Here is a 15,145-nt window from a genome sequence, read left to right as displayed (position 1 = left end):
GTTATTATAGTGGGCTGTTAATCTTTACTACGGTTTTACCAAAGTTCTTCCCGCTGATCATGTCGTTAAATGCGCCGATGGTTTTTTCGAAACCATCTACAAGATGTTCGCGGTATTGAACTTTTCCGTCTTGTAGCCACTTTTGCATGTCTTGTGCAAATTCGTCATAACGATCGCCATAGTCATCAAAAATTATAAAGCCCTGCATTTTAATACGCTTAGTTAACAATTGTCCCATTAGCATACCTAATCTATCTGGGCCTTCAGGCAAGCTGGTGGCATTATATTGCGATACCAAACCACAGATAGGCACGCGTGCTGAGGTATTAAGCAAAGGTAATACGGCATCAAACACTTTTCCGCCCACATTTTCATAATAAACATCAATGCCTTGCTCACATGCTTTTTCTAACTGCTCGGCAAAGTCATCCGCTTTATGGTCAATACATGCATCAAAGCCTAGATTTTCAACAGCATGTGCACATTTTTCGCTGCCTCCGGCAACGCCTACTACTTTACAGCCTTTAATTTTAGCTATTTGACCAACCGTTGCGCCTACTGGGCCTGTAGCTGCTGCAACAACAACGGTTTCACCCGCTTTAGGTGCGCCAATATCTAGTAATCCCATGTAGGCGGTAAACCCAGGCATACCCATAATACCAAGTGCGTATGACGGATTTGTTGGCTCTTTACCTAATGACATTAAGCCCTCGCCATTTGAGATAGCGTAAGTTTGCCAGCCTGTATATGCTAATACCCATTCGCCTTCGCTAAACTTATCATTTTTAGATGATTCGACTTGGCAAACCGTTGCACCAACCATTACATCACCAATTTCTACAGGGTCGGCATACGATTTAGCATCGCTCATGCGGCCACGCATATAAGGGTCTAGTGATAAATAAATAGTACGCAGCAATACTTCACCATCTTTTAATGATGGTAACTCTACGTTTTTAAGTTCAAAATTTTCATTGGTAGGAGCGCCATGTGGGCGCGATGCTAAAGTAAATTGACGACTGGTTGTGGACATAAAAATCTCCATGATAGAGTGAAAAAACGACCTATATACCGAATGTTTAAGCTTTAAAACTATACATTGCTCAACAATAATGCGCGGATAGGTAGAAAAGATTTGTACCTTGATACACGAGCTTTGGGCGAGAGGTGGTTAATTCAACCGTCGAAAGAATTTAATTAGAACAATTACTCTGTTTTAGCACACTAAATACATGGCTATCTAAATAGTGACCATTTTTATAAATTGCTTTCTTTAAAATAGCTTCGTTATTAAAGCCATTTTTAAGCAACGCGCTCATTGAGCCAACATTACCAGCAAATACAGCCGCATGAATACGGTTTAAGTTAGTACTTTCAAACACTTCTTTAGTAATCAACTCTATGGCTTGGGTAATAATACCTTGCCCCCAATATTGCTGACTAAGCCAATAACCTATTTCGCCACTGCGGCTATACTCAAACTCACCAGGGATAACACCAATACAACCAACACATAGGCCATCAACTTCAATAGCTTTAATGATGCCACATTTTGCTCCTTCGTTTACCCACCAGTTTGCATCTGCTTGAGTATAAGGAAATGGAATTTTAGAGGACAAATAGCGAGCTACTTGTTGATCGTTCAAAATGGTGACTATTTGGCAGGTATCGTGTTGTTTAAATGCTCGTAAAGTGATCATGCTACAAATGAGTTTGTTATTATCAGCCAATAACTTAGCAAGCTTTAAACGCTTAAACAATGAAAAACAATTCATTAAAATTAAAGTGTATACAGGTATAACTTTGCTTAAAACTCTTTTAAAATGTAAAAAAACACCCAGACAGAGTCTCTATGCATCCTCATATCGAAGCCCTTTATAATAGCGCTAAAAAGCCCAGTCGTTTAATTATTGGTTTAATGAGTGGCACCTCTTTAGATGGTTTAGATGTGGCGCTATGTAAAATAACCGGTGCAGGTTTGCATACACAAATAGAGGTTAAAAATTTTACTACGGTTGAATACAGCGACGAGTATAAAACTAAAATAAAGCAGGTATTTGCCAAGCGCGAATGCGATTTAGAAGTGCTGACTTTGTTACACCCTTGGGTGGGGAAACTCCATGGTGCTATGGTTAATCAGTGTTTAATTGCATGGGGTATTGATCCTGCGAGTATTGATGCCATAGCAAGCCACGGGCAAACTATTTATCACTGTCCGCAGTCGCAGCATAACCATCATGACTTTAAGCATGGCACCTTACAAATAGGTGATAGTGACCAAATAGCCGTTACTACAGGCATTACCACTGTTGGCGATTTTAGGCAAAAGCATATTGCCGCTGGTGGAGAAGGTGCGCCGCTGGCCGTGTATGGCGATTATTTATTTTTTGCGAGCCCTGATGAAAACCGCATTTTATTAAACATGGGTGGCATTGCTAATTTAACGTTTTTACCTAAAAGCGGTGATGCTAGTAGCGTGTTTAGTAGTGACATAGGCCCAGGTAACACCATTATGGATGCCTACGTACAGTATTACTTTAAAGGAATGCATTATGATGAGGGCGCAAAGCTTGCCAAAGCGGGCAAGGTGAATGTAAAGCTGCTTAAAGCACTCAGTGATAACGCGTTTTTTAAATTACCACTACCAAAAACAACAGGGCCAGAGGTGTTTAATTTAGCCTTATTACGCGCAGCCCAAGCCCAAACCGCAACCCAAGATTTAAGCCATGAAGATGTGTTGGCGACTTTAAATACGCTCTCTGCGACTACAATTGCTAGGGCGTTAAATGACTGTGCTAAAGGGGTTCAAAACTGTGTGGTATATGCCAGTGGTGGAGGTATTCATAATCCATTATTGATGGAGCAATTACTAATACACTGCCCAAATATTAAGGCGTTTAAGAATACTGATGATTTAGGTGTTCACCCTGATGCCAAAGAGGCGGTGCTGTTTGCTATTTTGGCAAACGAATGTTTAGCAGGGCAGCGACAAAGTGCTAAAAATAAAAGAGGTGGAATTTTAGATATTACTATGGGTAAAGTGAGCTTTGCTGATTAACTAATTAAAGCTTAATGGTAAAATTTATAACAAGAGCTAAAAAAGTGAGATTAAAGCTGTTCCCATACTGGCGAGGTACTGACGAACGCGGTGCGGCTTTGGTGGGGTAATCGAAGTTACTGGTATAGTATATCCACTACCAAATTGGTTAATATGCATATCGAACTGCAAACTATTCTTTAACGTGCCGTGTTTACCGTGCAAAATCATTTGCATTACAAAACCACGACTATGCGCTATTTGGTTCAACCTAAGCGTGACCCGTCCCTGTTCTAAATCAAATTGATTGAGCTTTTTTTCTGTGTAGTACTGAGCTGCTCGTGCATTTGGTAAAGTTGCACTCAGCGAAATAATATCACCTTCATGGGCCGCTTCAGGCAAAACGCATTGCAAAGCAATTTGATGCTGGCTATTAGCATGCAATGACAGCGTTTCAAATTCCATGCTGTGACTTAATGCCGCAGACATTGGATCTTCAAATGACGGTAGTGCAAAGGTTAATTGCACCATAGATTCGCTCATGAGGGTCTTATAAAGCTTTGTTGACTAATAATGCAGCTATTATCGCTGATGATTATTGCAAAATTATGACTAAACTAAAGCGCTTGATGCAAGGGTTAATTTGACTTGCAGTTTATAACTAAAGCTATTGTTTTAAATCAATATTATATTTAATAAATAAACTATAATAGTCGCTCAATAACCTCTGCGATAAACGTAAATACAGTTTACCGGGTTCAAATGTATACGAGCCTTGTCTTAACAATAAAATAAAACACTTACCAACGTTATTGTTAATTTATTTTATTTTTAATGTTAAATAATGGGGGTTTTTTTATGTGTTTTTCTCAACTTTGCAATAAAATAGCTTGAAAAAAAACCAAGCTAGCCATAAAGTGCATTTAAGGGCCCAAATACATAACACACTACCAAACGGGTTGTGAGAAATTAGATGGCACTAATAAAAAATAATTTATGGAAACTCTTTTGTTTTTTGCTATTGGGCGGTCTAGTCCTATTAAGCGTTTTGTTGGCTTATGAATGGCGAAATATCGAAAAAGAATACCGCACAAGCTCCCAAAACCGTGTCGAATTTTCTGCGCAAGCACTTAAAAGCACCCTCAGAAATAAAGAGCTTATGCTGGATCTAATTGGCAGAGACATCCTTTCAAACAATAACTTAACCGAAAAAACATCAACAATTAAACTTCTCGACAATATTTTACTAGAAAACCCCGTGTTATTAGGCTTTGGACTGTTTAATCCCCAAGGGGAAATTATTTACTACAGCTCAAATTTAAATGCCTCAACAATGATTAATCTGAAAGAAAATGAAAAAACCCGCCAAAGTTTTTCACAAACCCTTAGCTCAGACAAAATGGTGTTAGGGCAAACTTATTTTAATCTATCGTTACAAGAATGGGTTATTCCAATAAGGAAGTCATTACGAGACAAAAGTGGCACTGTGATTGCTGTAATGACTGCAGGGATGGCGGTATCAAGAGGCGCTAAATACCTCAATATTTTGCAAAGTAATAGTGACGATTACATAATGCTAGCAAGAGAAATTGATGGTTTTATTCAATACAGTTCCGTAAAAGATGCAGATATAGCTAGCTATACAAAAACCAAAATTAAGCAGGCATTAGGGTTATCTGATAATGCTTTGATAAAGCAAACAGGCAAGGATAAAGAAATATTTAAATCCTCAGAAGAGGTGTTTAGTATTGATACACATGTAGGTGGTAAGCCTTATTTAACATCTGCAAAATTTGATAATCGCTATCAATTATGGACACTCTCAAATCGGGCAATGCAGCCAATAAAAAACGTCTTTTATTGGAAGGTATGCTGGTACTTTTTAATCTACTTACTGATTTGTACGGTGTTATATTTTGGTTTTAGGTTTATTGCTCGTGCTGAGCAAAAACGAGTTGATGAACTGTTTTACCTTTCTCGGAACGACGATTTAACAAAGTTACCCAATCGAAAAGCACTGCGTGATAGCTTTGAAGCAAAAAAAGAGACATCTTTTAGTCTAGCAATCATAAACATTACCAATTTACGCTCAATGAATAATCGCTTTGGTATGGAGTATGGCGATAAGGCAATTAAAGCCTATGCCGCAATGTTGCAAGCTACATTCGCAGTTCCATACCTAGTTTTTAGAAACAGTGGTAATGAGTTTTGCATTATTACACCGCATTTATCGGATGAGCAAAATAGGCACGCTTTTGAACAAATATTAGCATCTTCTATTGAACAATATGAAACCAAAAATACCGAACGTCCTTTAAATATGAGTGTCGGTGTGGCCAACTACCCAGAGCATGGCATAACCAAAAGTAAGCTGGTCCGCAGTGCGCATTTGGCTAATCAATGGGCAAAAGATACAGGGCAATGGCTGTGCCATTACCATGCAGATATAAAACAAGCTTATTTGCGCCGTTTAAAAGTAGAAGAGCGATTAAATGTAGCGCTAAGTGAACAATCATTCTCTATGGTCTATCAGTGCCAAGTGAATGAACAGGGAAAAATCCATGCTATGGAAGCACTTATTCGTTGGCATGATGGTGAGTTGGGTATGGTTTCACCTGCCGAGTTTATTGCTATTGCAGAACAAAGTGATTTAATATTTAAAATAGGTGACTTTGTTTTAGCGCGTTCTATTAGTGAATTTGCAAAGATGCAACAACACAGCGATACCCCTCTTGAATTAGCAATCAACATTTCAGTGATGCAATTTCAAAGCAGTGCTTTCATTACAACATTATTGCAAAGCATAGAAACCCATAATGTTGCCCCGCAAAGTATAATCTTAGAAATTACAGAGTCACTGTTTATGGATAACCTTGAGCATGTGATTGATACGATAAATAGCTTAAAATCTAGAGGGATACGCTTCTCGATGGATGATTTTGGTACAGGTTATTCATCACTGAGTTTATTAAGGCGCTTACCCATAGATGAACTGAAAATAGATAAAAGCTTTGTAGATGATATTTTAATAGACCCTAAGTCTAACAGTATGGTGCAAAGTATTATCGCCATTGCCAACAGCCATAACTTAAGTGTTATAGCTGAAGGCGTGGAAGAACAGGCACAGTTTGATATGTTAGTGGATATTGGCTGTAAACGCTTTCAGGGGTATTACTTTTATAAACCAGTGGCAGCAGCCACTGTTATTGAATACCTAACGGTTAATTAACTTTATCCTACAAATACTGTGGTGCCACGACTAAGTCGGTCATTCACTGCAGCCCACTCACTGCCTACTGGCGGTTTTTCGATATAAATATTCAATGGTGTTTTCTCATCAATAAGATGCAGTGCTTTATACATATTTTTAGCGTATTCAATAGGGCAACTACTTAGCTTAGTAATACGTTCGGATGGAATGTCGCTCGCTAATAATTGCTGTTGCACTTGAGTCGAATAGATTAAATAGTGACTTTTACCCTGAGATCTTTCACTTAAAATTTTAGCGAAATCTTCAGTATTAGCCAACATGGCTGGTGCATGAGGCTGATAATGCGCTTTTACATTACCCGGTACCACTTCGTTATGTGAATGTGGTGTGCTGACATGCAGTCCGGTTTTTTGCAGAATATCAGCTGCTGAAATTGGCCCTGGGCGTAATATGCGTAACTGCTCTGAGCTTGCATCTACAATGGTCGATTCAATACCTACATTACATTCACCTCCTTGTAATACCGCACTAATTCGACCATTCAAATCGCGTATTACATGAGCTGCACTGATTGGGCTCAATTGCTTATAGCGATTAGCCGAGGGAGCTGCGAGTCCGGTGTTTAATTGTTTGAGTACCGCTAAAAACTCAGGATGCGCAGGCACGCGAAGTCCAATGGTTGGCAAACCACCGGTTACCGGGCTGTTTAAATTATCTTTAGCATTTAAAATTAGGGTGAGTGGGCCAGGCCAAAATGCATCAGCAAGCGTGATGGCCGCTTTATTTACATTTTTTGCCCAATTGTGTAGATGGGACTGATTGGGAATATGCACAATTAGCGGGTGATTTGTTGGACGTCCTTTCGCTGCAAATATCTTCGCTACAGCATCACTATTAGTCGCATCTGCGGCTAAGCCATAAACGGTTTCTGTGGGTAAAGCGACGCATTCGCCAGCTTTTAATAATGCAACGGCTTGGTTAATACGCTCTTCAGTATTTAATAATTGAGTCGGTTGTATTGATGTCATAATAACTCTTAAGGATTACAAAACTGGCAATATGTTGCATCGGCAACGTGTTTTTCATTCGCTTCAATATGGTTATAGCCGAAGCTATCACACAAAGAGGTTGTTGATTTTACTTGTTGTGTGGGCATGTTACACAGCTCACAGGGCAAGCCTTTAGTGAGCTGTTTTGCAACAAAGTTAGCACATTGGCATTGTGGGCATTTTGATGCCAACCGCCTTGCTAAGTCCTCGGCAGCGAGGCGAATAATAGCTTGGCGTTGCCCACTATACATAGCTCTTAAATCCGGCGTGATTATGCCGGCTTTGGGCGCTTTTTCTGTAAATAAAGCAACCAAGCTTTCAAAGCTTAGCCCTTTATTAAGTGTTTGAGTGTCATCAAGTATCCAGTGTTGCTTTTTATAGCGCTGGCATGCAGCCGTGATCGATTCAACATTAGTCTCGCTGTTAATGGCTAAGCTGCTGGGTGAAAATGGCCCGCCAGCGTGTCCATAAATAGCAGTATTAGTGCGCTTATCGTAAAAACAAATTACTTCTTCATCCCAGTTCATTAACCCAGGGTATGGCCCACCTCCAAAGCTGCCTTCACTACCAAGCCCACATTGCTCGCCAGTGAGTTCACATGCGCGTTGAGCTTTTATTAGTGCCGCTGTTTGGGCACTGCAATCACGCTGCACCTCATTAGTAAACATCCCAAGCGTATCGGTATCAAATAGACTGGTTGTTACCACATTATAGCCAAGTGGTTCTAATGCAGGAGCGATCAAAGGTGCCTTTTTATGTTTAGTGGCAATGACGGCTTTTAACATAAATTATACTCGCTCTGTAGAGAGAGCAATTGCAGTGAAGTGTCCATTTTCAAAGCGCTCTAGCGTATTGTCATCGCCCCAACGAATGAGTGTTAGCCAATGGTTATCAATTAGCTCCTTCACCATCGTATGCTTGTTATAAATTGCTGCGATTGCTGATCGTGGCGCAGCAATATATACATTAAGGCGAATAGGTTCGTGCATCCATTTATCGCCATTGTGTAGCGATTGCATGGCTAAGCCTATGCGCAGGTCGCCACCGTTACCTTCAAATAAGCCAATATTACCGCCCACCGCATTGTGAAGTATTTTATTACCACTGCCGTATTTGTGATTATCGTTAACCGAGGCATTATATTGGCTATTGATCCAATGGGTGACTATCATAGGCGCAGTCATAATAAGCTCTAATATCGCAAAGTCGCCATCGCTTTCCCACTCATAATCGTGTAAAAAACAGCGTCCCTGTAAGTTAATATTTCGCGTCCATGCGCGCGGCGCGACAATAAAGGCGGCATTATTTGCAAGTCCCCATTCAGGGCGCACCTGCGACCAATCGCGGGCGCGTTGATGATAAGCGTGATTAATTTCATCCGCTGATTTATCAATCAGCTTTGGCTCTATATTAACTAAGCGTTCGCGCTGAGCTGTTTGTGTTGCCACACTGAGCCATTTTTTTAGATTATCATCCAGTTGAGCATCATAGGTGGTTATCACATCTGTGGTTGTATTATGAATGGCTGCAATAAACTGGGTGTTTTCTGACAGTGTGAGTCCCCGAGTTTTAAGCGCTTGACGTACTTGATCATCGTTAAGTAGGCTTGCGAGTACTCGTACATTTACTTCACCACTTTGTCCGCCACAGGCGCCGCAATCTAGGCCTGCGCTGTGTAAGTTATTGGTTGTATGGCTAGCATGACCCACTAACATTACCTGTGGTGCCAACGCTTTTATACCTAAAGTAGTAAGCACTTTTTGGGCTAAATCGGTTTTGTCTTTTAGGGTCAGTTGCTGCTGGTTTTGTGTTAATTGCCAGTCAGTTGGGGTGCACTTTTTAGCATCGCCTTTAGATAAAAAGGTATTTTTTATTAATTTAAATGCATACAGCCAACCTGCTGACTCAACCATAGAAAACGATGAAGGGGCCGATTTTGACCAGCTTTGCCATGTGGCACTATTTTGGCGTGATGCTTCAAGTGTCGCGTCTTTGTGAGTTTGCGTGGCATGTATAGCCGGTTTAAGTAGCCCAGGGAGCTGTGGGCGAGTAATAGCACTGCCATTTTCTTGATATTCCAGCGGTAAACCAAAAAAACCGGCAAAGCCAAACGTTTCAATATGTTGACTTTGAGACTCTAGCGCACGGCGAATCACTTCCGAGCGAACATCAATACAAAACACCGCTTGTAATTGAGCGTTTTTCATCGGGGCTTTAGTCGCGGTTTGCAGCGCATCATTAAGTGGATATTGAAAACTTAGTTCTAGCGCTTTTGCCCACACCCATAATGGTTTTTGTGCTAGTTTATGTGCATGTAAGCGCTCAACGACAAGCGCTTTTTCTTGTTGCCACTGACTTTGCAGTTGTTTAAATGTAGTACTATCGTGATTGGCTAGGTACTGCCAAATCACTAAGTCCCATGCCATGCGCATGGCCAGAAGTTGCTTCATCTCATCTGTTGGCGTGTCGTAAAGCTGACCTTGAAAACGTAAATACGCAAGCCACGATGCCCAACCGTTAATATCTAAAAGCAATGAGTGAGCGTATAACTCTAACGAATCATTGTTTATATTAAGCGTTTTAAGGGTCAGTGCAATCAGTTCATCTGCGGATGTGGGTAATTGCTTAAAATAGCCATTTAAATGCCGTTCATCCATAACAATGCTAATGCCTTTATCCGCTTGAATAACAGTTAGCCAATGGCGATATAATTCAGATGGAGCTTTAGTGTCATTACGATGCAGCATAGGACCGAGTTGTTGATAATGTGCAGCACAAAACTGACTCAACTGATGAGTAATTTCATCATGCCAAGCCATTTTATGCTTATTACGTTGCTGGTCGAGTAAATCAGCAATGTTGTGCCAGTCTACTAATGGCACATCAACTCTAAGCGCTTGTAATAGTTGCTCTTTATTAAAGTCACTATTAAGTAGCGTTGCGGCATCGGCTAAGTGTTTGTCGGTAATCATGCCAGCATTATATTTTTGTAGATAAAAATCCTTAGACATCAGCATGTTGGCATTACATAAGGTATCCAGTCGTGCGCTTACATCTTCAATTGGCATATGGCGCATTTCCCAAAATGGGTTTACTGCAATCATCTGATCTAGCGGCCAGTTTGGTGCTATGTAACCGCATACTTTATTAAGTAGGTTGTTTTGACTGTCACTTAGCGAGAGTGCAGTGTTATTTGAAGGCGTTAGGCTGCTCATTTTGATTCCTCAATAGTGATCCCAGCGGCATGATTTTTTAAATCAGTGTGGCCATTATTAGGCAAATTTATCGGCCATATTTTTAGTGTTAGTCGTGTAAACCACTCATCTAAATACAAGCCTGCAAATAATAAAGTAGACAGTGATTTAACCTGAGGGCGCCAAGATTGATAGCGCAAACAGTAGCTTGCTATCATTAAGGTTAAAATAAGGGCTATTACCCAACTGTCGGCTAAGCTAAATGCAGGTTCGCGCCACTGCTCAAGGGGAAGTGCAAACGCAAAGATATTTTTAGCTGCCACATAGCTAAAGACCACTAATAGTGCAATTAACAGTTTTTTACTACGTGTTTTTGCCGTAGCCGTACCATGCTGATTAGCAAGCAAAATGGTTAATGCTGATGCTAAAAGCAGCCAAATACTTACCGCTCCCTGATAAGAGCTAATAACCCATGCTGCGCCAACTATTATTATTGAAATTAACGCACCTGTTAACCAAGCAAAGCATGTGGGTGATTGTTTTGGAATATGGCGGCGGATAAGATCTTCATTTACGCCATTACCTGAGTTTAAAAATGCGAAAGCTTTATAAGTCGAATGGGTAACAAGGTGAAGCAGAGCCAGTTCAAATAACCCCAGCGCACACTCTACCAGCATTAAGCCCATTTGCGCACTGGTAGACCAAGCAAGCCGAACTTTAACGCTTATTCGAGTGGTCATTATTAATGCGCTGATCACTGTAGTTAAACCAGCAACAATTAAAATTAACCATTGTGCTGCGCTAGCTTGAATAAACAAAGGCGCAAATAAAATTAATAAAAAGCCTCCTAAATTAATGACTCCGGCATGTAATAAAGCGCTCACCGGTGTGGGTACTTCAACCACTTTAATTAGCCAGCCGTGTATTGGGAGTTGAGCGCATTTTATTAAAGCCGCAAAGGCAATTAAAAAAGCAGCGACTTGCTCTGCAAAAGACAGTGGTAGCGTGGTGGTGTTATAAAAGGCGGTTATATCAGTTATGTACAGACTATTGTGAATGAACCACAAAATACCAAATGCAATCAGTAATAAGGATTCGGCAACACGTGCCACAATAAATTTTTTATGGGCGGCGAGCACCGCTCGAGGGCGCTCAGGGTAAAACATTAATAGTTTATGTAGTGCTAAACTTATCGCCACCCAGCCTAGCCAAAATAGCGCTAAGTGGTTGCTCATAACCACAACTAATACGGCAGTGATGGTAAGTAATAGCCATCGCCAAAAGTAGTTTACACGTGGCTCACCTTGCATATAGTGCTTACAAAAGCGAATTAATATCAGCGTGATAAATAATATAAGCCCCAGCATAATAATTCGGGTCATGGTCAGCGATAAGAAACTGAGTAAATCAAAAGCATAAATTTGATGAAGCGTAATAGCTGTTATAAATGCAATGCTATTAAACACCATTACTTTAAACAGCACATGACCATTTGAAGCGCGCGATTGTTGGCCAATTAACCAGGCTGCTATAAATGTGCTCAAAGGCATTATTAGCAGTAACAACGAAATAATATACTCACTCATTCAGTGCTCCTTATTTAGTGAGCAAAGTATGGCAAACTAGATAACTAAATAAAAATAGATATAATGTATGTAAACGTTCTATAAAAGAGAACAATAATGAGCCGTTTAAATTATCATCATTTATATTATTTTTGGTCGGTTGCTCGCATTGGTAACTTAACCCAAGCGGCGAAAGAGCTGCATTTGTCGCAGTCAGCGCTCTCTACGCAAATAAAACAATTAGAACACACCATTAATATTGAGTTATTTGAACGTAAAGGCCGCACACTCGCATTAACCGATATGGGAAAGCGGGTGCAAATGTACGCCAACGATATATTCACCAAAGGGGAAGAACTGTCTTCTTTTATTCACAAAGGGCTGATTTCGCAAACCCAGCATTTATCAATCGGGGTGCTTAATACGCTCTCGCGTAACTTTATCGAAGAGTTTATAAATCCCTTAATGAGCAATGACGAAGTGCGCTTTTCGCTGACTGCAGGGCGTATGGATGGGCTGCTAAATGGTTTGGCAGAGCACGAACTGGATTTAGTTTTAACCAATAAACCCATCGGGCTTGAGCACTACGATCAGCTTTGGCAAAGTCAGTTGGTATCTCGTCAGCCATTAGCTATAGTTGGCCCAGCTGATAAAAAAACACGCGGCCAGTTTCCATCAGGTTACACGGATGCACAGTGGGTGCTACCCAGTAAAACCTCCGCCATTAGAGACTCATTTAATGCATTATGCGCTCGTTGGCAATATCAGCCAAAAATAAAAGCAGAGGCTGATGATATGGCTATGCTGCGATTACTTGCCCGTGATAGTGGTGCACTATCGGTATTGCCATCAGTTGTAGTAAAGGATGAAATAGAACAAGGCCTACTAGTTGAATATCAGCGTTTACCCGATGCTTTCGAACACTTCTATGCCATTACCGCGCAGCGAAAATTTGTACCAGACATATTAAAGTCGCTGCTTGCCAAAACCTGCTAATTATTTTTAAAAAATGTTTTTTGCGTTAATACTTTATATTTGAATAATAAAAAAATAATTAAAGCTTTTAATTCGTTGGCCGATACCGTATTTATATTGTACTGAAGATTAAGGATAATCATGGTTAATAAACTACAAGGCAATTATGCTAACTTAAATGCGTTGCTTGCCCAATCGGTCAATAATTCAAACCAAACCAGTATGCCCACAGGTTTGCAATCGCGTGCTCACTTAGCGCCAAGTTCGGCAACAATCACTGATGAAATGCTTAGTCAGTTTAGTGACCAACAAGTCGATGAAATACTTAATCAGCAATTATCCTCGTTACTCACGATTTCCAGCGCACCCAGTGGCTCAAATTATAAGCCCTCTAGTGAAGAGGTTGCACTACGTACGGTAATAAGCTCTCAGCAAGAGGGCTTATTAAAAAACGAACGTAGCGATCAGTTAATTGAGCGCTTAAATTCTTCGGTAAAAAATATCCAAGGTGCTTATGCCAACACTAGCGATATTTTATCAAACTTGGGGCAACTGGGATTTAATCAAAAAACATTTTTAGCATCTAGCCAACAGCGTGTTGAACGCTCACTTAATCCTTTCATGGAAAGCTTTAATCGCGAGCGATTTGAAGACGATGATAACTATGGGTTTGAGCTTTCGGTAAAAACCAAAGAAGGTGATGTTATCAATATCGCCTTTCATTCTGCGCAAGGTTATGATGAGGAAACAGGCGAAACCACTGACGAATTTAGCATAAGTTATGAAGTAGATGGCGACTTATCAGAGTCTGAACACCAAGCATTAACGCAAGTACTTTCTGGTGTTGGTGAAATGGCGGATGAATTTTTTAAGGCTAAACAAAGCGTTTACAGTCGTTACGTACCCGCAAACCAAGCTGATTTAGATTTAAGCTTTCTAAGCAATTTTGATAACAAAGAACTTTCGGGTTTTGATTTGTACTTTTCAACGTCAGAGGGAAATACTGGCGATGCTGATGGAGCGCTCCTTGGAATAGATAATGAGCTTAATTTAAGTTATACCCTTGATGAGGATTCTGAGCAGCAAATACTGGAGTTTGAATCGGTAAACGGACAAAACAATATTGATTTTTCGCTTGATATGTCAACCATTGGCGCTCAAGACAAAAGCCAAATGCAACAATACATAAAAGCGCTCGATAAAAGCTTAGAAGATAGCCAGCTCAATAGCTCTGAGAAAAGTACACGTTCTGCGTTTGGTCACAAAAGTGATGAAGTGATGAAACAAGGGTTGGCTGTTTTTAAAAGTGCGTTTAGTAGTATGTCATCAGCTGCTGAGCGCTATAGTGAAATTGAGTCGGTTGCTACAAAGCAGTTTAGTAATGGACGCGAGCTTGTCGCTAATTTAGTTGACAATATGATCACCAAAGATCCGCGCTACCAAGGGCTAGGTAGCAGTAATAAAAATTCCTTAGGTGATGGTATTTCTAAGTTAGCTGATTTTGATGCAAAATTCTCTTTTGCAATGGATCAGGGGGATTACATAGCAACAAGCACCACAAAGCTGAGTCAAAATACAGAACACCAAAAATCAGCAGGGTTAACTGGAGTTACTCAAGATAAAACGGCGAGCACGCGTTTTAATTATGAAGAAGGTAACCGCTCTGACATCCCTCCTGATTATTATGACAAACAAGAAAATTACACTATTGGTACCGCTGTAAAAAATAACGAATTGGTTGCCCTTGATCAGGCTCATGAGGTGGATGTAGATAAAAAAGTGTATCAGTTTAATCCCGAAATATCTCAATACGAGCTAAAAAAAGAATTGAAAGAAACCACCACCAGTGAGAGTAATATTCGTCTTATTAATGATATTTGGCTCGAGAAAAATGAAGATAGTCATAGTATGGATGAAAGAAAACGACTCAGTGGTGTGGGGGCGTCGAACGAGTTTAGAACAACATCGAGTTATTCACATACGCAATTAGTAACGTTAATCGGTGACTTAGATAAATTAGAACAAAACAAAGAAGCCAAACGTGAGTACTTAGCCGTTTTATCACAAGTGGATGATTTTATGGATAAAAGCAAGTAACTTTTATTTACTTAAGC

The 15,145-nt window shown here is 40.2% G+C and carries 11 protein-coding genes; 4 read left to right on the top strand and 7 right to left on the bottom strand.

The window, feature by feature from the left end:
- Positions 1 to 4: 4 nt before the first annotated feature.
- A complete protein-coding gene (locus MTF66_RS10075) occupies positions 5 to 1,033 on the bottom strand; it encodes an NADP-dependent oxidoreductase (RefSeq protein WP_138621661.1) in 1,029 nt (342 codons plus the stop codon).
- 160 nt (positions 1,034 to 1,193) lie between these two features.
- Positions 1,194 to 1,700: a GNAT family N-acetyltransferase gene (locus MTF66_RS10070; protein ID WP_055011550.1), complete on the bottom strand. Its 507-nt coding sequence runs from the start codon at positions 1,698 to 1,700 to the stop codon at positions 1,194 to 1,196.
- 152 nt (positions 1,701 to 1,852) lie between these two features.
- Between MTF66_RS10070 and MTF66_RS10065 the strand changes: the two genes are divergently transcribed.
- Entirely contained in the window at positions 1,853 to 3,058 is a 1,206-nt protein-coding gene (locus MTF66_RS10065; protein WP_138621663.1) for an anhydro-N-acetylmuramic acid kinase, read from the top strand.
- A gap of 36 nt (positions 3,059 to 3,094) precedes the next feature.
- On the opposite strand, the gene MTF66_RS10060 is transcribed toward MTF66_RS10065, so the two are convergent.
- Positions 3,095 to 3,580, bottom strand: a complete 486-nt coding sequence (locus MTF66_RS10060; protein WP_008114385.1) for a hypothetical protein — start codon at positions 3,578 to 3,580, stop codon at positions 3,095 to 3,097.
- 508 nt (positions 3,581 to 4,088) lie between these two features.
- Between MTF66_RS10060 and MTF66_RS10055 the strand changes: the two genes are divergently transcribed.
- Positions 4,089 to 6,266, top strand: coding sequence for an EAL domain-containing protein (locus MTF66_RS10055; protein ID WP_248527143.1), 2,178 nt, complete (start codon positions 4,089 to 4,091; stop codon positions 6,264 to 6,266).
- A gap of 2 nt (positions 6,267 to 6,268) precedes the next feature.
- Here the strand turns inward: MTF66_RS10055 and MTF66_RS10050 are convergent, their stop codons facing one another.
- From MTF66_RS10050 to MTF66_RS10035, 4 genes are read right to left on the bottom strand one after another with little or no spacing between them, the layout of a single operon-like run.
- Complete coding sequence (locus tag MTF66_RS10050; protein WP_248527141.1) at positions 6,269 to 7,276, bottom strand: L-threonylcarbamoyladenylate synthase; 1,008 nt, start codon at positions 7,274 to 7,276, stop codon at positions 6,269 to 6,271.
- An 8-nt stretch (positions 7,277 to 7,284) separates the two neighbouring features.
- Positions 7,285 to 8,082 carry a DUF6671 family protein gene (locus MTF66_RS10045; protein ID WP_248527140.1) on the bottom strand — a complete coding sequence of 266 codons (798 nt, stop codon included), beginning with the start codon at positions 8,080 to 8,082 and terminating at the stop codon, positions 7,285 to 7,287.
- A gap of 3 nt (positions 8,083 to 8,085) precedes the next feature.
- Entirely contained in the window at positions 8,086 to 10,512 is a 2,427-nt protein-coding gene (locus tag MTF66_RS10040) for a YbcC family protein (RefSeq protein WP_248527139.1), read from the bottom strand.
- A complete protein-coding gene (locus tag MTF66_RS10035) occupies positions 10,509 to 12,077 on the bottom strand; it encodes an NADH-quinone oxidoreductase subunit L (RefSeq protein ID WP_248527137.1) in 1,569 nt (522 codons plus the stop codon). The genes MTF66_RS10040 and MTF66_RS10035 overlap by 4 nt, the downstream gene beginning before the upstream one ends.
- 96 nt (positions 12,078 to 12,173) lie before the next feature.
- Here MTF66_RS10035 and MTF66_RS10030 point away from each other — a divergent pair, with 96 nt between their 5' ends.
- Together MTF66_RS10030 and MTF66_RS10025 are read left to right on the top strand one after the other, a co-directional pair.
- Positions 12,174 to 13,052, top strand: coding sequence for a LysR family transcriptional regulator (locus MTF66_RS10030; RefSeq protein WP_248527136.1), 879 nt, complete (start codon positions 12,174 to 12,176; stop codon positions 13,050 to 13,052).
- A gap of 120 nt (positions 13,053 to 13,172) precedes the next feature.
- Positions 13,173 to 15,128 (top strand): hypothetical protein, encoded by a 1,956-nt coding sequence (locus MTF66_RS10025; RefSeq protein ID WP_248527135.1) that lies wholly within the window; start codon positions 13,173 to 13,175, stop codon positions 15,126 to 15,128.
- The last annotated feature ends 17 nt before the right edge of the window (positions 15,129 to 15,145 follow it).

The sequence above is a fragment of the Pseudoalteromonas sp. 2CM39R genome, from assembly GCF_023161845.1.
This window is presented reverse-complemented; position numbering and strand designations above follow the sequence as displayed.